The sequence below is a fragment of the Acinetobacter sp. NigerLNRRAM0016 genome (genome assembly GCF_054112845.1).
In genome coordinates this window covers 25,383-46,537 of the sequence record NZ_JBSYVT010000002.1, presented here as the reverse complement: position 1 = coordinate 46,537, position 21,155 = coordinate 25,383, and the positions used below count along the sequence as shown (strand labels likewise).

Annotated in this window: 16 protein-coding genes; 9 read left to right on the top strand and 7 right to left on the bottom strand. The window is 41.2% G+C overall.

Annotated features, from left to right (window positions below; translation table 11 throughout):
* The first annotated feature begins 10 nt into the window (after positions 1-10).
* From ACWQ4X_RS01805 to ACWQ4X_RS01790, 4 genes are all read left to right on the top strand, one after another.
* Entirely contained in the window at positions 11-727 is a 717-nt protein-coding gene (locus tag ACWQ4X_RS01805; protein ID WP_457902493.1) for a 16S rRNA (uracil(1498)-N(3))-methyltransferase, read from the top strand.
* Between the two features lie 170 nt (positions 728-897).
* Positions 898-3,759, top strand: coding sequence for a putative bifunctional diguanylate cyclase/phosphodiesterase (locus tag ACWQ4X_RS01800; protein ID WP_457902492.1), 2,862 nt, complete (start codon positions 898-900; stop codon positions 3,757-3,759).
* A gap of 144 nt (positions 3,760-3,903) precedes the next feature.
* On the top strand, positions 3,904-6,183 hold the full coding sequence (locus ACWQ4X_RS01795; RefSeq protein ID WP_100241352.1) for an NADP-dependent malic enzyme: 2,280 nt from the start codon (positions 3,904-3,906) through the stop codon (positions 6,181-6,183).
* A gap of 81 nt (positions 6,184-6,264) precedes the next feature.
* The gene (locus ACWQ4X_RS01790) at positions 6,265-7,506 is read left to right on the top strand and encodes a multifunctional CCA addition/repair protein (protein ID WP_457902491.1); all 1,242 of its coding nucleotides are present in this window, start codon (positions 6,265-6,267) and stop codon (positions 7,504-7,506) included.
* 59 nt (positions 7,507-7,565) lie between these two features.
* Here ACWQ4X_RS01790 and epmA read toward each other — a convergent pair whose 3' ends face one another.
* Both epmA and ACWQ4X_RS01780 read right to left on the bottom strand, forming a co-directional pair.
* On the bottom strand, positions 7,566-8,543 hold the full coding sequence (gene epmA, locus ACWQ4X_RS01785) for an EF-P lysine aminoacylase EpmA (RefSeq protein WP_457902490.1): 978 nt from the start codon (positions 8,541-8,543) through the stop codon (positions 7,566-7,568).
* Positions 8,540-9,607, bottom strand: coding sequence for a 4-phosphoerythronate dehydrogenase (locus ACWQ4X_RS01780; protein WP_457902489.1), 1,068 nt, complete (start codon positions 9,605-9,607; stop codon positions 8,540-8,542). The genes epmA and ACWQ4X_RS01780 overlap by 4 nt, the downstream gene beginning before the upstream one ends.
* 295 nt (positions 9,608-9,902) lie before the next feature.
* On the opposite strand from ACWQ4X_RS01780, the gene ACWQ4X_RS01775 reads away from it, so the two are divergent.
* On the top strand, positions 9,903-10,133 hold the full coding sequence (locus tag ACWQ4X_RS01775) for a hypothetical protein (protein WP_322869401.1): 231 nt from the start codon (positions 9,903-9,905) through the stop codon (positions 10,131-10,133).
* Positions 10,134-10,200: 67 nt separating this feature from the next.
* Here the strand turns inward: ACWQ4X_RS01775 and ACWQ4X_RS01770 are convergent, their stop codons facing one another.
* Positions 10,201-10,794: a 1-acyl-sn-glycerol-3-phosphate acyltransferase gene (locus tag ACWQ4X_RS01770; RefSeq protein WP_457902488.1), complete on the bottom strand. Its 594-nt coding sequence runs from the start codon at positions 10,792-10,794 to the stop codon at positions 10,201-10,203.
* Between the two features lie 460 nt (positions 10,795-11,254).
* On the opposite strand from ACWQ4X_RS01770, the gene ACWQ4X_RS01765 reads away from it, so the two are divergent.
* Positions 11,255-11,722 (top strand): copper resistance protein NlpE, encoded by a 468-nt coding sequence (locus ACWQ4X_RS01765; RefSeq protein ID WP_457902487.1) that lies wholly within the window; start codon positions 11,255-11,257, stop codon positions 11,720-11,722.
* A 77-nt stretch (positions 11,723-11,799) separates the two neighbouring features.
* On the opposite strand, the gene ACWQ4X_RS01760 is transcribed toward ACWQ4X_RS01765, so the two are convergent.
* On the bottom strand, positions 11,800-13,404 hold the full coding sequence (locus tag ACWQ4X_RS01760; protein ID WP_161933447.1) for an isocitrate lyase: 1,605 nt from the start codon (positions 13,402-13,404) through the stop codon (positions 11,800-11,802).
* A 656-nt stretch (positions 13,405-14,060) separates the two neighbouring features.
* On the opposite strand from ACWQ4X_RS01760, the gene ACWQ4X_RS01755 reads away from it, so the two are divergent.
* From ACWQ4X_RS01755 to ACWQ4X_RS01745, 3 genes are all read left to right on the top strand, one after another.
* Positions 14,061-15,050 (top strand): LysR family transcriptional regulator, encoded by a 990-nt coding sequence (locus ACWQ4X_RS01755; RefSeq protein WP_457902486.1) that lies wholly within the window; start codon positions 14,061-14,063, stop codon positions 15,048-15,050.
* A gap of 127 nt (positions 15,051-15,177) precedes the next feature.
* Positions 15,178-16,506, top strand: a complete 1,329-nt coding sequence (locus ACWQ4X_RS01750) for a polyamine export protein PaeA (RefSeq protein ID WP_161933448.1) — start codon at positions 15,178-15,180, stop codon at positions 16,504-16,506.
* Between the two features lie 240 nt (positions 16,507-16,746).
* Positions 16,747-18,087 (top strand): CitMHS family transporter, encoded by a 1,341-nt coding sequence (locus ACWQ4X_RS01745; RefSeq protein ID WP_457902485.1) that lies wholly within the window; start codon positions 16,747-16,749, stop codon positions 18,085-18,087.
* Positions 18,088-18,138: 51 nt separating this feature from the next.
* Here the strand turns inward: ACWQ4X_RS01745 and ACWQ4X_RS01740 are convergent, their stop codons facing one another.
* The 3 genes from ACWQ4X_RS01740 to ACWQ4X_RS01730 form a co-directional block, all read right to left on the bottom strand.
* Positions 18,139-18,645 (bottom strand): hypothetical protein, encoded by a 507-nt coding sequence (locus tag ACWQ4X_RS01740; RefSeq protein ID WP_142768177.1) that lies wholly within the window; start codon positions 18,643-18,645, stop codon positions 18,139-18,141.
* A gap of 162 nt (positions 18,646-18,807) precedes the next feature.
* A complete protein-coding gene (locus ACWQ4X_RS01735; protein WP_457902484.1) occupies positions 18,808-19,800 on the bottom strand; it encodes an NAD(P)H-quinone oxidoreductase in 993 nt (330 codons plus the stop codon).
* 147 nt (positions 19,801-19,947) lie between these two features.
* Entirely contained in the window at positions 19,948-21,129 is a 1,182-nt protein-coding gene (locus tag ACWQ4X_RS01730; RefSeq protein WP_100241365.1) for a S1C family serine protease, read from the bottom strand.
* Positions 21,130-21,155: the final 26 nt, after the last annotated feature.

Sequence of the window (21,155 nt, the reverse complement as noted above, 5' to 3'; positions counted from 1 at the left end):
GCTGTACTTTATGCCACGTTTTTATATAGAAGCTGATTTAGCGGTTGATACCCAGATTGAACTGACTGAAACCGTTTTTCATCATTGGTGTAAAGTACTTCGCGCTCAAGTGGGCGATCAAGCCACCTTGTTCAATGGACAAGGTGGTGAATACCATGTTGAACTCACCGAAGTTGCGAAAAAGTCAGCAACTGTTCAGGTACTGACCTTTAATCCTGCCAATCGAACTCCTGCTATTCACACCCTACTCGGACAAGTCATGAGTAAAGGTGATCGTATGGATTATGCGATTCAAAAAGCAGTCGAACTGGGTGTCTCAGAGATTCAACTGTTGACCTCTGAACGCTGTGAAATGCGTTTAAAGTATGACCGTGACCAGAAAAAGCTAGATCACTGGCAAGGCATCGCGATTGCTGCCTGTGAACAATGCGGCATGAATATTGTGCCAAAAATCCTTGCACCACTCAGTTTAGAGAAATGGCTTGCGTCTGAATTACCAACGACTAAACTTGTGCTGGCACCGAATAAAGATGAAACCGATCCATTAACGCAAGCCAGTCAAAACATTGCATTGTTGATTGGTCCCGAAGGTGGTTTGAGTGAGGCTGAAATTCAGGCTGCAAATGAAGTTGGCTTTATGAACTGGTGTATTGGCGAACGTGTATTGCGTACCGAAACTGCACCTGTGGTTGCATTGTCTATCCTTAATTACAATGTTAGACCATAGTTTTTCTAAAATGATGAAAATACAGATGGATTAGATTGATATTTATGAATAACCTGATTAATCTAAATGTGATTCAATATTTTGTGATCTGATTAAACGACTAAACAAATGAATGGAACGTATAACCTATACTGTATCTAGAACAAAACAAAAATAAGGTTATGAATGTTATGCCAGATTTTTTAGATGCGAATCTTAGACCGCAGTTACGCGCTGCGCAAATTCATAATTCCATAAGGCATATCCAATTATTTTTGGCCAGCATTCTCATCATTTTTTTATATGTTTATTGCGTTTATCAGTTTAATTTTTCACACTTTTCCGTTTATTTTAATATTTGGTTTTTTCTGACTGCATGTTGTGTCAGTCTGTTTTGGTTACTCACTGCGCTCTGGTTTAAATCCGAACAATATCAAGTCTCTCAGGCACATCGCTGGGTACAATTTCTTTGCATTAGTGTCGGCAGTTTAATCGCAATTGGAATTGCCCTGATTTATTACTACTTGCCTGAAGTCAATCCAAATTTTGAACCTGTGCATGCATTAACCTTATCCGCCTTAATGCTGATTGTGACACAAACCTTAGCCCTGACCTTTTTGACCCAACGTCTAGATTATTTTTGCTTAATTTTTATTCCTTCCATCATTCCTTACTTTGTCTCTCAATTCATTCTGACTGACCAAATTAATCAACTCTTCCATCTCACCGTCAACTTTGTGCTCATTGTCATCCTGCTCTGCGCCAATTCCACTACCCGCATTCATAAGCGCTTGTCTGCTTTGTTTTTACGGAACAATCAACTGATTAAAAATGCTGAACAGCAAGTGGCTTGGACTGAAGACTTATGTGTACAATTAAAAAATGAGATGGACAAATCCAAAGAAATTGAATTACAGCTCCAGCAGAATAACCAACTTTTAGAGCAAAAGATTAAAGAACGTACTTTTGATATTGAACAGATGAACCTCAACTTAGAAAATCAGAAACAAAATTTAGATCTTGCCCATGAAATTGCAGGGTTAAAACCTTGGGACTGGAACATTAAAGAGCGTCACATCTCTGTCAATGATTACCAACAACAGAAAAAGCGCAAACACTCTAAAGAACATAGTATTCAATTACAAAACATCATTCACCCAGATGATTTACTTGGTTTCAAGACTGCACTCAAACAACATCTTCGTGCTGAAACTGACCGTTACGAGGCTACGTATCGCGTGCAACAAAACACAGGCGAATGGACATGGGTGCATGATATTGGTCGCGTCATCGAGCGCGATCCAATCAATAAAAAGCCGTTGCGTATGGTCGGTATACAACGCGATATTCACCGCGAACGGACCGATCAGGAACGTTTAAAACTTGCAGCCAGCGTACTAGAACAAGCAGCCGAAGGCATTTTCATTCTGGACAAGCACTTGCATTATGTAAATGTGAATCCTTTTTATGAAAAAATTACAGGCTTTAATAAAGAAGATTGTTTGGGACAACACCTGTTTGCCATTACGACAAACAAAAAGTCTTATCAACAACAAAATCAGCATGACATTCTTGAACAATTAGAGCGCACTGGCGAATATGACGGTGAACTGACTGAAAAATTCCGCTCTGGCAAAGAATTGACTTTATGGCTGCACATTAATGCTATTCACGATGAGCATAACCGTGTCATCAACTACATTGGCATTGTTTCTGATTTAACCGAACGCAAACTGCAAGAACAGCGTTTATCTTATCTTGAAAATTACGACACCTTAACCGACCTACCTAACCGTTTTTACTATAACTATCAATTGCATCAATATTTGGTGTCGCATCAAGATTCGATTCAGCAACTAGCTGTCATTCGACTCAATATTGACCGTTTCCGTCCACTGAATGAATTCTTGAGCAACAATGGTGGTGACGAACTTTTACGACAAGTCGCACAGCGCCTACGTCTCACCAATACCGAAGCACTGTTCCTTGCACATTTGAATGGCGATGACTTTGCTATTGTCTATGAAATTTCACATATCCGCCCTTCCATTCAGCAGCATTGTGAACGGATACAGGAAGCTTTTGCAGAGTCTTTCGATGTGTTTGGGCAAGAACATTTTATTACTGTGTCCATGGGGATTTCATTCTACCCAGAACATGGTCGCCAACTCGACTACTTGAATAATTGTGCGGAACAGGCCTTAACGGAAGCCAAGCGTTTAGGTGGTCATACCATCAAATATTATTCCAGTGACAATACTGCATTGCTTGAGCAAGGGATTTATCTGGAACGCGATTTACGCCAAGCCATTCGTAATGATGAGTTAATCGTCTATTACCAGCCGAAGATCAATTTTAAAGATCAGCATGTCTATGGTTTTGAGGCATTGGTACGCTGGAATCATCCCACCAAAGGCATTATTCCACCTGCACTGTTCATCCCAATGGCAGAAAAAACCAGCCTGATTTCAGATATTGGACGCATTGTAATTCGCAAAACAGCGGTACAGATCAGTTACTGGAATTCCATTGGCTTCAAAAACATTTGTGTTTCTGTCAATGTCGTGGCGCAACAACTGCAACGAGGGCAACTGCTTTCCGATCTAGATGATGCCATTCAGACTTATCAGATTTCTGGGGAAAGTTTAGAGCTGGAAATTACCGAATCTTCACTGATTGAAAACTCAAAAAACGTCAAGCTGTTGCTGGATCAAATTAAACAACGCCATATCAATATCGCTTTAGATGACTTTGGTACAGGCTACTCTTCACTGGCTTATCTAGCCGAGTTCCCGATTGATATTCTAAAAATAGATCGGGCTTTCATTGCCAATATCGGGGATGGCAAACAAGATGCCATTATTAGCGCGATGGTCGCTATGGGTAAAGCCATGGGATTGACCGTTGTGGCTGAAGGAATTGAAACCGAACAGCAGCTTTGTTACCTTGAAAAACTGCAATGTGACATCGCCCAGGGTTATCTCTTCTCCAAGCCTTTATCTGAGAAAAACGCCACTGAATACCTTCAACAACACAAACTTATACCCTCTTAATCTAAGTCAATAGGCTGAAGGTCTAAGTTTGTGCAAAAAAGAAACGTGTTCGACTGGGCTTAAAAGACAAGTAATGGTATATTCGAGCAAATTCAGCAAAAACCACCAGCCTCGCTGGGCCACTCAGTAACAAACGAGATTCAGATGGACGATCAATCATTAAAACAGCAAGCTTTGTATTATCACGAGTTTCCAACCCCAGGTAAAATCAGTGTTACACCAAGCAAGCAGCTGGTCAACCAACATGACTTAGCCCTTGCTTATTCCCCAGGTGTTGCTGCACCTTGTTTAGAGATTGAACGCGACCCTTCAACTGCAGCCCTATATACTGCTCGTGGTAACTTAGTTGCCGTTGTCAGTAACGGTACTGCTGTACTTGGACTAGGCAACATCGGTCCATTAGCGTCAAAACCTGTAATGGAAGGTAAAGGCGTACTGTTTAAGAAATTTGCTGGTGTTGACGTATTCGACATCGAAATCGCTGAAAATGATCCAGACAAAATCGTTGATATTGTTGCAGCGTTAGAACCAACATTTGGCGGTATTAACCTCGAAGACATTAAAGCACCTGAATGTTTCTACATTGAGCGTAAACTACGTGAACGCATGAACATTCCTGTGTTCCACGATGACCAACACGGTACCTCAATCATTGTAGGTTCTGCTTTACTGAATGCACTTCAGTTAAATGGCAAAAAAATTGAAGAAATCAAAATCGTAGCTTCAGGTGCAGGTGCTGCTGCCCTTTCATGCTTAGATTTACTTTGTGCAATTGGTGCCAAAAAAGAAAACATCATCGTTGCGGATTCACGCGGTTTGTTAACCACCAAACGTGAAGGTCTTGATGAATCGAAATTGCGTTATGTACAAGATATCGAAGGTACTCAACTGGCAGATGTAATTGCTGGCGCTGACATGTTCCTTGGTCTTTCTGCTGCTGGCATCTTAACCAAAGAAATGGTTAAGGAAATGGCAAATGATCCGATCATCTTTGCATTGGCAAACCCAGATCCAGAGATTTTACCAGAGCACGCGCACGAAGTTCGTCCAGACGTGATTATGGCGACAGGTCGTTCTGACTATCCAAACCAAGTCAACAACGCGCTTTGCTTCCCATACATCTTCCGTGGTGCTCTTGATGTTGGTGCAACCACCATTAACGAAGAAATGAAAATTGCTTGCGTATACGCAATTGCGCGTATGGCACACATTGAAGCAGATGCTGCAACCTACGGTGAGAAATCTGCATCATTTGGTCGTGACTACTTGATTCCACGCCCACTTGATCAACGCTTGATTCTTGAAATTGCACCTGCTGTTGCGCAAGCCGCAATGGATTCTGGTGTAGCAACTCGTCCAATCGAAGATTTCTCTGCTTACCGTCAACGCTTGTCTGAGTTTGTTTATAACTCTGCATTCATGATGAAGCCGATTTTCGCACAGGCAAAAACAGATCCTAAACGTATTGCTTATGCAGAAGGTGAAGACCTTCGCGTATTACGTGCTGTACAAATTGCTGTAGATGAAGGCATGGCGAAGCCAATTTTGGTGGGTCGTACTGCAGTCATCGAAGCCAACATCAAAAAATTAGGTTTACGTTTAGAACACGGCGTGAACATTGAAATTGTTGACCAAGAAAAGAACCCGAACTACGAAAAATTTGCTGAAGACTACTACGACATCATGCAACGTAAAGGGGTAACACCTGAATACGCTCACCGTGAAGCGCGTCGTCGTTCAACATTAATCGCGGGTATGTTGGTTAAACATGGTCTTGCTGATGGTATGTTGTGTGGTACTTACTCAAGCTATGACATTCACTTAGATTTCGTGAAAAATGTCATTGGTTTGAAAGAAGGTCGCACCAACTTCTTCACTCTAAATGCATTAATGCTTGAAGATCGTAATCTGTTTATTGCCGATACTTATGTAAATACCAACCCGACTGCCGAACAGTTGGCTGAAATGACGATTTTAGCTGCTGAAGAAGTTCGTCGTTTCGGTATGACACCTCGTATTGCATTACTTTCACATTCGAGCTTCGGTTCAGATCAAAATGATCCAAGCGCGCAAAAAATGCGTAAAGTATTTGAAATCTTGAGTGAAATTGCACCTGAACTTGAAGTTGAAGGTGAAATGCACGGTGATGCAGCAATGGACGAAACTATTCGTCACTTTGCCTTCCCGAACTCACGTTTCAAAGGTTCTGCAAACTTGTTAATTATGCCGAACCTTGATGCTGCAAACATTTCATTCAACCTATTAAAATCAACTTCTGGTAACAACGTTACCATTGGTCCTATTTTACTTGGTGCAGCGAAACCTGTTCACATTCTGACTCCAACGACAACGACACGTCGTTTAGTCAACATGACAGCATTAACTGTGGCTGAAATTCAGCAAGCTGAAACTGAAGCACTTTAATCTTTAGTGAAAAGCTCAAGTTATTGACTTGAGAAAACCTCTATTCTGTAGCATGATTGCTTGAAGAATAGAGGTTTTTTCATGCGAGTTTATTTAGTAGGCGGTGCAGTACGAGATCACTTACTCGGACACCCCTATCACGAAAAAGATTATGTCGTTGTTGGAGCTACTCCAGAGCAATTACTTGCGCTCGGCTATCAGCCTGTAGGCAAAGATTTTCCCGTTTTTCTACACCCAGAATCAAAAGAAGAATATGCATTGGCCCGCACTGAACGCAAGTCTGGACAGGGATATCATGGTTTCGAATTCTATACCGATGTCAGTGTCACCCTAGAAGATGACTTAATTCGTCGTGACTTAACCATCAATGCCATGGCGATGGATGAAGAGGGTCAAATCTATGATCCCTATCAGGGTCAGCAAGACCTCGCCAATAAAATTCTGCGCCATGTTTCCAATGCCTTTGTTGAAGATCCCCTACGGGTACTACGCGTTGCGCGTTTTGCTGCGCGCTATAAACCTTTAGGTTTCAGCATTGCCACCGAAACACTGGATTTAATGCGTCAATTGGCAGAATCAGGTGAACTGAATGCATTGACTCCTGAACGTGTCTGGAAAGAAACTTCGCGCGCACTCATGGAACCGCATGCGGATGTTTATTTTGAAGTATTGGAAGCTTGTGGTGCTTTAAAAGTTTTATTCCCTGAAATTCAGGCTTTATTTGGTATTCCGCAGAGACCTGAATATCACCCAGAAATTGACTGCGGTATTCATACCCTAATGTCCCTGCATCAAGCTTGTAAAGCCAATTACTCGCTGGATGTTCGCTTTGCTGTACTGGTGCATGATTTGGGTAAAGCGCTGACTCCTGAGCATGAATTACCTCGGCATATCATGCATGAAGAGCGTGGCATTCAACCTGTCACGGAGGTTTGTGATCGACTGAAAGTGCCGACTCAAACCAAGCAATTGGCTTTGGCCGTGTGCAAAGAACATTTAAAATGTCATCAAGCCTTTGCACTGAAACCTGGCACTCTATGGCGTCTGCTGCAGCGTCTTGACGTGCTACGTCGCCCAGAACGTGTTGAAGCATTTATTCAAGCTTGTGAATGTGATGCCCGCGGACGTCTGGGACTTGAAGAGCGTGAATATCCTCAAGCTGAATATGTCCGTAATGCCATGGAAATTGTGCGCGGCATTAAAGCTCAGGATTTACCTGCAGACATTCAAGGCTCCGAAATTGGTGAGATGCTGATTCAACGTCGCATTCAAGCCTTGGAAGCCTATAAAGCCCAACACCATGCAATAGACAATCCACAATAAAAAAAAGCCCTTTATCCCGACTAGATAAAGGGCTTTTGACTCACTTAAAAGATTTAAATTTATGCAATCTGTGCAGGGAAAGTAATCACCTGCTCTAAACGCATCTTTTCGGTCGCGACCATCAATAAACGATCAAGACCTAAGGCAATCCCCGCACATTCACTCATCTGCGGTAAAGCAGCCAATAGATATTCATCAATAGGCATTACATGCAAACCTAACTGTGCACGCTCTTGATTATCTGCCTCGAAACGCTGACGCAACACATCCGCATCAATCAACTCATCATAAGCATTGGCAAGCTCTAAACTTTCGATATACAGTTCAAAACGTGCAGCAACCAGCTCACCATCTTCATCGAGTTTGGTTTTAGCCAAAGACGCCAATTCAGGTGGGAAATCCGTTAAGAATACAGCCGTATCAAAACCAAGACTCGGTTCGACAAAGTGCGAAAACAATAAGTCGATATAGCCTAATCGGTCATCACCCAAGTCCAGATTTAAACCCACTCGCTGACAACACTCTTTCAATTCTTTCAGTGTGGCTTGTAATGGATTCAAATCCAAACGATCCATAAAAGCATGTTTATAGCTTAAGATGGTCGGACGAATTTCACCAAAGCGCTGTGCCAAAGTCACATTCAGTAAATCTGCCACCTCAAACATCAAATCTTTCAAACTAAAGTGCGGACGATACCACTCCAGCATACTAAACTCACTGTTATGCTTACGCCCATGTTCATCATCACGGAAAACCTTGCAGATTTGATAAATTGGACCACTACCACTCGCCAATAAGCGCTTCATCGCAAACTCGGGTGAAGTCTGTAAATAATGTGTAGCCAATTTTCCCTGTACATGACGCTGTGCCTGTACTGAAGCCAAATGCACATCGGTCACCCCTGCCTGTGAAAGAATTGGGGTTTCCACCTCTAACACTTGTCGTTCAGCAAAGAATTGACGAATCTGGGTATACATTTTGGCACGCGCTTGCATAGCTGCTAAATCACACGTCGGTTGATAGTGAATTTGACTCATGCTTGCGGACCTCCGTGTGCTGCCCACTCACGTCGCAGTGGATATTTTTTTCTTAAAGTATCAAAAGCGTGTTGTTCAACTTTACCCTGCTTTACACAAGCTCTTAAATTGGCATCATCTTGTGCAATATCATAAATTTGAGCTAAATATTGGGTTAGAACCGTTTTAAAATCTGCTTGAGCAAAATATGGTTCACAACTTGGTAACTGGGTTTCAAAGCGTTTTGTAGCTGCTAGATTAAAAACCTGACAAAAGTCTTCATAAATCATCTGCGTGCCACGCGCTTTTCCTTCAAGACTGTAGCCTGCAATATGCGGGGTCACGAGGGCTAACAACTGTAACAACTCTTCCGAAATTTCAGGTTCATGTTCAAATACATCTAATACCACTTTACGATGCGTGACACGAATATCCTGCATTAAGGCTGCTTCCTCGACCACAGGACCACGTGCAGAATTAATGAGTATGGCATTCGGTTTCATTTTCGCTAAAGATGCAGCATTAAACAGATGGTAAGTCGGATGTTGTCCCGTTTTGGTTAATGGCACATGAATTGAAATGGCATCCGCCTGTGCTAATAATGCTGAAAAATCTACTTGGGTAACAGCCTCTTTGCTAACCAATGGATCATAAGCAATCACCTGCCAACCCAACAATTGCGCCATCGTCGCAAGACGTGAACCGACATTCCCTAAACCGACAATCCCTAGGCAAAAATTTTGCTCGGCAGAAATAAGTTCAGGTTTTAAATGTAAAAGTGCCGTAATCACATATTCAGCGACCGCTTGTGCATTACATCCAGCAGCATTCGACCATGGAATACCTGCGGCATTTAAAGCTTGAATATCCAGATGGTCTGTACCAATCGTCGCACTCCCGACATAACGCAATGCCGTATTTTGCACCAAAGCCGCATTCACCTTGGTCACGGAACGAACCAAAAGTGCATCAGCATCAACAACGTCTTGATGACTCAGGTTACGACCTGCAACATGTTGGATTGCACCGAATTCCGAAAAAAAATAATCGGTAAAAGCAAGATTTTCATCAGCCACAATTTTCATGATTTAGACCAGCTATGGATTCTGAACTATATTACTGCTTTAGAATTACACTGACTATTCAAATACGGGGGTTTCAATTTTTCTGATGGCGTTTTGCCGCACTTCTGTTTAGTTTGCACTCAAAATATCAAACTTATACATTAAAAATATTTCATCTCAGCACATTGCCACTTAGAATGCACAGCACTTTCACTATATACCATGCGACATGTTACGCCTTTCCTTAATTTCTTGCGCTCTGCTGTTTGCAGGCTGCACTTTCGGCACAAGTAAAGAAATAAAACAAGCCGAAAAAATGCTCGAACAATTTCAATGCCACAATATTGAATCCAGCCAAATGATGCATAGCCCGATCAATAGTTATCATGAGCATGCCCTAGGTAACAGTCGTCAAAAAGTAGAGGCTTATGTGCAAAGTTATAAAGATGGAGACATTCTGTTCCATGAACCCTTGCCTGATGTCATCTCGGCTGAATATGAACATTATAAAGAAGCCTGCCAGTCACTGGGTGGCTTAAGTCAATAACCCCATTCATTAAGATAAAAAAGCGAGGATAGCCGCACTAACCTCGCTTTTTATTTACCCAATTATTTTAAGCATCTTGTTGATTCAAATAGCGAGTATCAATGCTGAACTTCTCAGGAAATTTCGGTTGAATGCTGGCATAGAACTGCATAATTTCCTGCATGTCTTGCTCATAATTTCCTGTTGGATAAACAATTTTACCGACGCCCGCTTCTTTCTTTTCATAATCCATGTAGGCTAAGGCAATCGGCACACCCGCATTGACCGCAACATGATAAAAACCCGTTTTCCATTGTTCTTGCTTAGAACGCGTCCCTTCTGGTGTAACCAGCATCACCAGTTGAGGATGAGTTTTAAATAAATCCGTCATCAGTTCAACCATACTTGGTCGAGCCTCACCTTCTTTTTTCGGACGACGGTCAATTCCAATCCCCCCCATGGCACGCACAAATGGCCCAAAAGGCAATTTCATATAACTGTCTTTAATGGTCAGTCGAACATTGACGCCAAGTGCTTTCAAAGCTAAACGTGCATAAAGCGCATCCCAATTACTGGTATGTGGTGCCGCAATCATGACACATTGCTCTAAATGTTCAGGCCAATGGTTATCAGTCTTCCAACCCATTAATGCCAAAGATTGTTCAGCCAACTTCTCAAACACAACAACACCAAAAGCAAAAAAAAAGACAGCGAATTCTATCAGCCTATTTGAATAAAAGAAGCACCCATTGTTTAAAAATAAATCTATTAATATATAAATGTATAAAATGTTAGTTTCTACATTTTCAATTCATTTTTTATTTTTTCCAGCAATTTGCATCATGCAATTTTTAGCCTGTTTAAAATTCTAAAAACTCCATAATTAGTTGGAAAATTCTTATGCATTTACATGCCTCATCTGACTCAGCTTTTGCTCTTTATTTGTAAAAAAATATCTCCTAATTTAAACATACTGATTCATCCTGAACCATGCTGTCACATTAATATTCAATGACTCTTGTATTACAGAACACAACTTAGCTTAACATTTTCAATATTTCATCATTTTATAAATACATTTATTTTACCAATTGATCTAAAGATTAACTTTATACAGTAAAAATAGGCTTAAGGACTCTATGATGAATAAAATGCTGTTTACCGCACTCTTCTGCTCTCTGGGATTAGTCGCATGTGCAAAGCCCACACAAAACGTTGAAACCCATGCAGTGAGTACGGAAACTCAAGTCACAGCTTCGGCAAATACTGATACTGCCCACAATGCGCAAAGCTCACTAGATTTGGCTGGCGATTATCAGGGAACGTTGCCGTGCGCAGACTGTGAAGGCATTAAAACGCAACTCACCTTAAATGCCAACTCAACGTATAACATGACGGAAACATACTTAGGCAAAGGCGATGACCATCCATTTAAATCTTCAGGTCAATTCAGTTTTGATGATACAGGAAGTGTCATCACCCTTGATCAGAATGGCGATCCACGTAAATACTTTGTGGCGGAAAACCAACTTTATGCGCTCGATCAAGCGGGTCAAAAAATAGAAGGCAACTTAGCTCAACACTACATTTTAAATAAAGCCATCAATTAAAACAGTTCAGCCACTGTTCTAAAATTTTCCCATAAAAAAACCCTGCTTTCGCAGGGCTTTTCGAATCAGTTCGCGACTTAGTGAGCAGCGAATTGGTTCATTGTGTTTTTAGCATCGTCGTGCGCTTTAAGAGCGTTGTCACCAGAGAAGATTTCTTTGTGATCATCACCGATGTCAGAACCAGCCATTGCTTGGTGTTTAACACAAGCGATACCGCCACGGATTTCTTTACGTTGTACGCCAGCAACATAAGCCAACATACCTTCAGAACCGAAGTAACCTTGAGCAAGCTCGTGAGTAGAAAGAGCAGCTGTGTGGTAAGTCGGAAGAGTGATCAAGTGGTGGAATACACCCGCTTCACGAGAAGCATCTGCTTGGAATGTACGTACTTTCTCATCAGCATCAGCAGCTAATTCAGTTGCATCGTACTCAGCGCTCATTAATTTAGCACGGTCGTAAGCAGAAACGTCTTTACCTTCAGCAACCCAACGGTCATAAGCTTGTTGACGGAAGTTTAACGTCCAGTTGAAAGATGGAGAGTTGTTGTAAACAAGCTTCGCATTTGGAACTGTTTCACGTACACGGTTAACCATGTGAGCGATTTCGTCAACGTTTGGAGTCGCAGTTTCGATCCAAAGAAGGTCTGCACCGTTTTGTAAGCTAGACACACAGTCAAGTACAACGCGGTCAATTTGAGTGCCTTCACGGAATTGGTACAAGCCAGAAGCTAAACGCTTAGGACGGTGTAATTTACCGTTACGTTTGATCAGAATTTCGTCTTCTTGAGCATCAGCAATGTCAATTTCAACTGTGTCTAAGTAGCTGATGTATTGAGAAGCGATGTCACCTGGCTCTTTAACCACTGGGATTTTTTGAGTCAAGTCAGCGCCTTCAGAGTCAGTACGTGCAACGATGATACCGTCGTCAAGACCCATTTCTAAGAATGCATAACGTAAAGCGTGGATTTTAGCGATGAAGTCTTCGTGCGGAACAGTTACTTTACCAGCTTGGTGACCACATTGTTTAGCGTCAGATACTTGGTTTTCGATTTGAAGCGCACAAGCACCAGCTTCGATCATTTTCTTAGCAAGTAAGTAAGTCGCTTCTTCGTTACCGAAACCAGCGTCGATGTCAGCAATAATTGGCACAACGTGAGTTTCAAAGTTGTCGATTTGAGCAGTGATTTCAGCAGCTTTAGCAGTGTCACCAGCTTCTTGTGCTTTCTTAAGTGCGCGGAATAAATCGTTTAATTCTTTAGCGTCAGCTTGACGTAAGAAAGTGTAGATTTCTTCGATTAATGCAGGAACTGAAGTTTTTTCGTGCATAGATTGGTCAGGAAGTGGACCGAATTCTGAACGAAGAGCAGCAACCATCCAACCAGAAAGGTAGATGTAGCGACGTTCAGTCGTACCGAAGTATTTTTTGTTCGCAATCATTTTTTGTTGTGCGATGAAACCATGCCAGCAACCTAATGATTGAGTGTATTTGCTAGAATCGGCATCATAAGCAGCCATATCACGACGCATAATCGCAGCTGTGTATTTAGCAATGTCTAAACCAGTTTTGAAACGGTTTTGTAATTGCATACGCGCAGCATCTTCAGGACTGATGTCTGCCCATGTGTTACCGAATTTTGCTTTTAATTCGCGGATTGCATCAATCGCTGTTTGGTATGTAGTCATGATATTTTCCTGTAATAATATTAGGATTTCATCAATTGAAGCATTAGAATCTGAATAATGATTTTTGTTCAGATTTACTACACTTCATTACGATGAATACAGATTAGATTGAGTTGTAAAATTAATCCAATATCCTCAAGTAATTTTCGGTATTTTTTAAAAAAATATATAGATCAAAGTCGTGTTATAAGCAGATTGATTTATTTTAAATATTTGTTATTTATAATTTAATTATTAAGTTGAAATTTTATGAATTCTTACAAATTGAGGAAAATGATTAAAAATTCAACATTAGACTTAAGTCTTGACCTACTATTTTCTTCCATTTTAGTGCGCTTTTCAGCCAGCAATTTTTATATTTTTAAACTTAAAAATTAAAATACAGATGTATAAAATATAGTCTTAATAATGATCCTTCTTAAAAATGAAACGGCTTAATTTTACTCAATCTTGTTGAATAGATACTGGATCAACCTGTGTTGGCAACTGTCACTTTTAAAGCACCAACACTTTTCTATTTCAGTGTTTTCAGCTACTATGCGCATGCAAATGATTCAACCTTTGCCCCTGCATTTTTCATCATATTTTCTACACAAGCCTTGTCGCTTATGGCATAATCAACATAATTTCATAAGTTTATTCTTGGTATTTATTTTATGAATCTGGAGCGGGTCGACCTTAACTTACTCATTTATCTTGATGTCTTACTACGTGAGAAAAACGTCACACGTGCAGCAGAGCAATTGGGTGTAACCCAACCTGCAATGAGTAACATCTTACGTCGCCTGCGTAATCTTTTTAATGATCCCCTCTTGATTCGTTCATCTGAAGGTATGACACCAACCGAACGTGCGCTTGAATTACAGCCACGTATTCGTGATGCTTTGTCTGACCTTTCGATGATTTTAGAACCACGTACAGAATTCCGTCCTTATACCTCGAATCGTGTCTTCCGTATCATGACTTCGGACTATGCCGAAGCGACTCTCGTCCCTCGCCTAGTCAAAGCCTTACGCTCAGAAGCACCGAATGTGGTTTTAGACTTCTTAACCCCAAGTGACGTGTCTTATCGTGATATGGAGCAAGGTAAAGTCGATTTAGCCATTAACCGCTTTAATGAAATACCGCAAAGTTTCCACCAAGTGTTGGTTTGGCGTGACAGTTTTTCATGCTTACTCAACAGTAAACACCCTGCTGCATCTAACTTAAACTTAAAAAGTTATCTCGATGCCCAACATATTTGGGTATCGAAAACAGGTATGGGCGTTGGCTTTGGTGTAAACCCTGAGAAACAGGCAGGTTTAGGCTGGATTGATCAAGCTTTAGAGCGTATTGGTCAAAAGCGTAAAATTTCAGTGTTTACCCGACATTACCAAACGCCTGCTTTGCTGGCATCCAATGTCGACTTGGTGGCAACTCTACCAACACGTATTGCGCGCTTACAAGCCAAGAGCCAAAGCCTTCTGATTAAAGATCCACCTTTTTACATTCCAGAATTTGAACTGAAGATGGCATGGTGTCCGTTATTGCATCATCATCCTGCACATCGTTGGTTGCGTCAACTTATTCTGTATGTTGCGCGTCAGATGATTGAAGAAGAAAATCGTGAATTTTTATTAAATAACACACAATTTTCACATTATTAATTAGATTTTTCTTAAATTCTTCTTTTTTAAGATTATACTGTTAGCACTTCGGGAGGTTTCCATTCTTCCCCAAGTGCTTTTCTGTGTTAAAAATATTTCATAATAATGATGATCCGCAGGTGGATTCGTGAGCCTCTTCCAGAATATTATAATCATTGCACTTCTGATTGCAGGAGCGGGCTTTCTGTCCCTGACTGAAATTGCCCTCGCTGGTGCACGCAAGGTCAAGCTCAAAATTCTGGCTGAAGCAGGCGATGAACGCGCACAAAAGGTTTTGGATTTACAAGAAAACTCCGCTGACTTTTTTGCTGCATCACAAATTGGTTTAAATGCCGTCGCAATTTTAGGCGGTATTTTAGGTGAAGGTGCCTTCCGGCCTTATTTCCTCAGCTTTGTCTCACGCTTCTATACAGGGCCTTGGGCAGAAAGTATCAGTTTTGCCCTCTCCTTTACCTTAGTGACCTCTTTATTTATTTTATTTGCCGATTTAATGCCAAAACGCTTGGCCATGATTGCACCTGAAAAAATTTCGATTGCGGTCATTAACCCGATACAAGTCTTTATTAAAGTATGTAAACCATTGGCTTGGATCATCAATACCCTTGCCAATCTGCTTTTCCGTCTTTTCAAAGTCAATACCATACGTGACGACAACATCACCTTTGATGATATTTCTGCCGTGATGGATGCTGGTGCTCAAGCAGGTGTCTTGTTAAAACAAGAACATCACTTTATTGAGAATGTACTTGAACTGGAAGAACGTAATGTCCCTTCCAGTATGACCACACGTGAAAATGTCATTTTCTTTACATTAAATGAAGCCGAAGACAGTATTCGCCAAAAGCTGGCTGAATATCCTTATTCTAAGTTTCTAGTCTGTAATGACAATATTGATCAAGTGATTGGCTATGTCGATGCCAAAGATATTTTAGTCCGCATTCTCAATAATCAAAAAATTAATCAGTTAAATGAATCCACTATTCGTAATGTCCTGACCATTCCAGATACGCTTACGCTGTCTGAATTACTAGATCGCTTCCGCTCAAGTAAAGAAAAATTTGCAGTCGTGATTAATGAATATGCATTGGTAGTAGGCGTTATCACGCTTTCTGACATCATGATTACGGTCATGGGCGACTGGGTCACACCAATCGAAGCCGAACAGCAAATCATTAAACGCGATAATAATTCTTGGTTGATTGATGGCAGTACACCAATTGAAGACATGAAGCATGCGCTTGAAATTGATGAAATGCCTGATGAAGAAAATTACGAAACACTGGCTGGGTTTATGATGTACCGCTTACGCAAGATTCCGCGCCCTGCTGATATTGTAATTTTTGGCGGCTATAAGTTTGAAGTGGTGGATGTGGATCACTTTAAAATTGATCAGCTTTTGGTTACCCGCTTACTTCAAGACCATAAAGAATCGGAAACATCTGATTCTGAAGAATAAGTTGATTAATATTTCTTTTTCTAAAGCCTTGCATGAACTGCAAGGCTTTTTTAGTACATATCAGAAATGCTGATCCATACTTATCATGCATTTCACCATACTTTATGGATATATATTATTTATTAGAAAAATAGTATAAAAAATACCATTTGTTAAATAATATTTCAAAATCGTAATAATTTTAATAGTATCGATGCGACTTAAATATTAAAAAGACTATCACACTCAAAGGACTGATCCATGCTGACTATTTTAGGCTTAGGCATGATTATTTGCTTTATGTATTTAATCATGTCCAAGCGTTTGAGCGCGCTCGTAGCTTTAACTTTAATACCTATTCTTTTTGCTCTCATTACTTACGCATTAAGCTTTTTTGTCGACAGTCTAGCAGGATTTAATATTTCAGAATTAGGCCCGATGATGATGGAGGGGATCAAAAAACTTGCCCCGACGGGCGTCATGCTGTTATTTGCCATTCTGTATTTTGCCATCATGATTGATACAGGCTTGTTTGATCCATCGGTAAAATGGATTTTAAAACAGGTCAAAGGTGATCCACTCAAAGTGACTTTAGGCACGATTACCCTGACGCTGATTGTGTCATTAGATGGCGATGGTTCTACCACTTATATGATCTGTGTCGCTGCGATGCTACCCTTATATAAACGCATAGGTATGAGCCCATTGATCATGGCATGTTTAATGATGCTCGCTAGTGGCATTATGAACTTAACCCCTTGGGGTGGACCAACAGCACGTGCTGCAACTGCACTGCATGTCGATCCAAACGATGTTTTTGTACCGATGCTGTTCCCGATGTTTGTAGCCATTATCTGGTTATATTTCTTGGGCTTTATGTATGGTCGTATGGAGCGTAAACGCATTGGTATTGTTGAACTGGATATTAGCCATGGTGACAATATTCAAATCTCGCAAGTTCCTGAAGCCAACCGCCATCATTTACGTACCTTCAATGCCTTACTCACGCTCGGCTTGATGATTACACTAGTGATGGGCATTCTACCCGCTCCAATATTATTTATGGTGGCATTGTGTATTGCTTTAATCGTGAATTATCCAGATTTGGATATGCAAAAGCGTTTGGTGGGTAATCACTCTGCCAGTGCTTTGGCAGTCGTAGGTATTATCTTCGCCGCTGGTATTTTTACAGGAATTCTGTCAGGTACAGGCATGGTTGATGCCATGTCCAAGCAATTGGTCGAGATTATTCCTGAAAGTTTGGGACCTTATCTGGCACCAATCACCGCAGTGATCAGTATGCCATTAACCTTCTTTATGTCGAATGATGCGTTCTATTTTGGTGTCTTACCTGTGTTATCGGAAGCTGCCGGACATTATGGTATTACTCCAGCAGAAATGGCACGTGCCTCAATTGTTGGGCAACCTGTGCATTTACTTTCACCCTTGGTGCCATCCACCTACTTATTATGTGGACTGGCGGGGATCAATTTTGGTGAACATCAAGAATTCACTATTAAGTGGGCTGTAATCACGTGTTTAGTGATGTTGGTGACCGCTGTCATCTTCGGTATTTTCCCACTCTATTCGACACTTGGGTAAAGATTTTTCCATAAAAAAGAGCATCCAAGGATGCTCTTTTTTTATCGCTGTTTAGAAATTTTCAAGTAAAGCATCTAATACTGCTTGATAATGAATCAGGATATCTTCTTCAAGAATTTTGTAGGCATTGTCAAATTGCACCATTGGCCAGCCCTGTTTCCAGAATGGGAACACGTTGTGCAAATCTTCAGTTACAGTTGCATCTTCACGGGTAATGGCTTGGGCAATTTGCGCAAGGACTTGTGCCGTTTCCGCGCCATCAATCGCCAAATAGTCTATGCCTTGTGCTTTTAAAATACGGATACGGTCTTTTTTATAACGAATCTTTTTTGCTTGAGTTGAGTTCAAGTTCAAAGCCAAGGTTACTGCTTCTACAAACTTCTCTTCAAACGATTGGTGTAATGCAACTAGCGCTTGTTTGTGTGCTTCCTGACGCCCAGCCTTGCCTCCATCACGAATGATTTGTTTGGCTTCAACATCGAGCTTATCGTTTTTCATAGACTTTAAAATGTCTAAAATTTCGATATCACTTAATTGCTCAGGAGATTGTTCAGTCATGCACTGCTCATTTACATTAAAAATAAAGTGCTATTCTCGCATACTTCCAACATAAAGAGCAGTCTTTACAACTCGACACCAATACAAACATCCAAGTCAGCTTTAAAACCTGCTTAAAGTTGAAGCCTTAAAGCCAACGCTGGAATATATAACTACTGTGTCTTAGATGACTTCCACCACAATTTTACCAATATGCTCGCCTGTATCCATGGCACGATGTGCATCTTGGATTTGATCAAACTTAAAGGTTTTATAAATCATTGGAATACATTGCCCTTGCTCTAACAATGGCCATACATGTTCCAACAACCCTTGAGTAATTTCGGCTTTTTCCGCAGTATTACGTGCACGCATGGTTGAACCCGTGATGGTTAAACGCTTCATCATGATTTGACCAAGTTTGACCTCTTTCGCCTTTGCCCCACCAAGGAAAGCAATGTAGACCAAACGACCATCTTTACGTAATAAATTCAGGTTTTGCTCTAAATAAGGTGCACCAACGATATCCAGAATGACATCAACCCCAGCCTGTTCGGTCTTTTCCTGAATATAGGTTTCAAAGTTTTGGGTTTTGTAGTTAATCGCATCGGTTAAATGTGCAATCGCCTGAACTTTTTCATCTGAACCAACGGTTGCAAAGGTTTTCAAACCAAGGGCATTACACAGCATTAATGCTGTAGTCCCAATCCCACTGGTTCCACCATGAATCAGCACTGTTTCACCAGCTTTGGCTTTGCCCATTTGGAATACATTTGCCCAGACGGTAAAGAAAGTTTCAGGAATTGCTGCAGCTTGCACATAGCTCAAACCCGCAGGAATTTGCAACGTTTGGCTTTCAGGCACCACGCAATATTCCGCATAGCCCCCACCATTGGTCAAGCCACAAACCTGATCGCCCACTTTAAAATTCTGAACCTCAGCACCAACAGCCACCACCTCGCCAGCAACTTCCAAACCTGGTACTGGTGTTACCCCTTTAGGCATTGGGTACAGACCTTGACGTTGCAAAATATCAGGGCGATTTAAGCCAAAAGCATGCACTTGAACCAGCACTTCATCTGCCTTCGGCTCAGGTACAGTGGTTTGCTCTATCGCTAATTTCTCTGGTCCACCTGCTTCGGTAATCACCACCTGATGCATCATTGGATTTGTCATGACGTTTCCCTATGTATTCATTTGTATTTTCATGCTGTATTTGAGCATAAACGCTTAACCGATTGAAACCAACTCACTTAAACAATTCGGCTAAGAATTGAATATTTATTAATAAAAAAGCCCCGACTTCGGGGCTTTAAGCAAGTATTAACGCTTTGGTAATGGAATATATTGGGAATCTGAATTTTGGACTTTACGCTCCCCAACCACCACATTTAAGGTTAATGCCTGATCCCCCCGTTGTACTTGAATTTGAATCGTACTGTTCGGGGCTTGTAACGCCACATAATTGATCAGATGTGAGGCTGATGTAATCTTCTCATCATTCACCTGAATAATTTTATCGCCTTTCATTAAACCCGCTTGTGCAGCAGGTCCATTTTTCAGCACATCTGCAACAACGACACCCGCCTGTTTCGGCTGCATAATATTTTCTTGCTGGATTGGCATTAAGCTTATACCCAACCAACCACGCACCACACGACCATCTTTCAAAATTGAATTCAGGACTTGTTCACACACTTTGGCAGGAATCGCAAAACCAATTCCCAGTGAGCCACCTGATTGCGAGAAAATTGCGGTATTCACACCAATCAAATTCCCTGCCACATCAATTAAGGCACCACCTGAGTTACCTGGGTTAATGGCTGCATCAGTCTGAATAAAATCTTCATAGGTATTAATACCCAAATCTGAGCGACCTGTTGCAGAAATAATCCCCTGTGTGACGGTTTGCCCCACACCAAATGGATTACCAATGGCTAACACCACATCACCAACTTCATTACCACTGAGTTTAAACGGCAGTACGGGTAATTTATCCAGCTCAATTTTAATCACAGCCAAGTCAGTATCAGGATCTGTCCCAATAATTTTAGCCGCCGCACGTCGACCATCTTGCAGCGCAACAATAATTTGATCGGCTTGCGACACCACATGATTATTGGTCAGAATATAACCATCAGGGCGAACAATCACACCCGAACCTAAGCTATTTTCATTTTGCCCTTGATCCAGTTGATCTGGAATCTGATTTCCAAAGAACTCACGGAATGCTGGATCATTTAATAAAGGATGATCGAGTTGTTTTACTTTCTGGGTGGTAAAAATATTCACAACCGCAGGCGCAGCAACTTTCACAGCAGCACTATAGGAAACCACCCCACCTGTTCGGCTGGTATTAATTAAAGGCTCGACTTTTTCTGCTGGGAGTTTCACCCCATCCGAGGCGATAGGCGCTTTTGGTTTTTGGTATTGTTGCCATGCAATAAAACCAATAATGACAATAATGAGTAACACCCAAGGTAACCATGTAAAGGTCCGGCGCACGTTGCTATCCTCTTAAAATATTTTAA

Excerpts from the sequence above, each read along its gene's own strand:
- ACWQ4X_RS01805 (WP_457902493.1), top strand. The coding sequence starts at position 11 with ATGCCACGTTTTTATATAGAAGCTGATTTAGCGGTTGATACCCAGATT.
- ACWQ4X_RS01800 (WP_457902492.1), top strand. The coding sequence starts at position 898 with ATGCCAGATTTTTTAGATGCGAATCTTAGACCGCAGTTACGCGCTGCG.
- ACWQ4X_RS01795 (WP_100241352.1), top strand. The coding sequence starts at position 3,904 with ATGGACGATCAATCATTAAAACAGCAAGCTTTGTATTATCACGAGTTT.
- ACWQ4X_RS01790 (WP_457902491.1), top strand. The coding sequence starts at position 6,265 with ATGCGAGTTTATTTAGTAGGCGGTGCAGTACGAGATCACTTACTCGGA.
- epmA (WP_457902490.1), bottom strand. The coding sequence starts at position 8,543 with ATGAGTCAAATTCACTATCAACCGACGTGTGATTTAGCAGCTATGCAA.
- ACWQ4X_RS01780 (WP_457902489.1), bottom strand. The coding sequence starts at position 9,607 with ATGAAAATTGTGGCTGATGAAAATCTTGCTTTTACCGATTATTTTTTT.
- ACWQ4X_RS01775 (WP_322869401.1), top strand. The coding sequence starts at position 9,903 with ATGCTCGAACAATTTCAATGCCACAATATTGAATCCAGCCAAATGATG.
- ACWQ4X_RS01765 (WP_457902487.1), top strand. The coding sequence starts at position 11,255 with ATGAATAAAATGCTGTTTACCGCACTCTTCTGCTCTCTGGGATTAGTC.
- ACWQ4X_RS01760 (WP_161933447.1), bottom strand. The coding sequence starts at position 13,404 with ATGACTACATACCAAACAGCGATTGATGCAATCCGCGAATTAAAAGCA.
- ACWQ4X_RS01755 (WP_457902486.1), top strand. The coding sequence starts at position 14,061 with ATGAATCTGGAGCGGGTCGACCTTAACTTACTCATTTATCTTGATGTC.
- ACWQ4X_RS01745 (WP_457902485.1), top strand. The coding sequence starts at position 16,747 with ATGCTGACTATTTTAGGCTTAGGCATGATTATTTGCTTTATGTATTTA.
- ACWQ4X_RS01740 (WP_142768177.1), bottom strand. The coding sequence starts at position 18,645 with ATGACTGAACAATCTCCTGAGCAATTAAGTGATATCGAAATTTTAGAC.
- ACWQ4X_RS01735 (WP_457902484.1), bottom strand. The coding sequence starts at position 19,800 with ATGACAAATCCAATGATGCATCAGGTGGTGATTACCGAAGCAGGTGGA.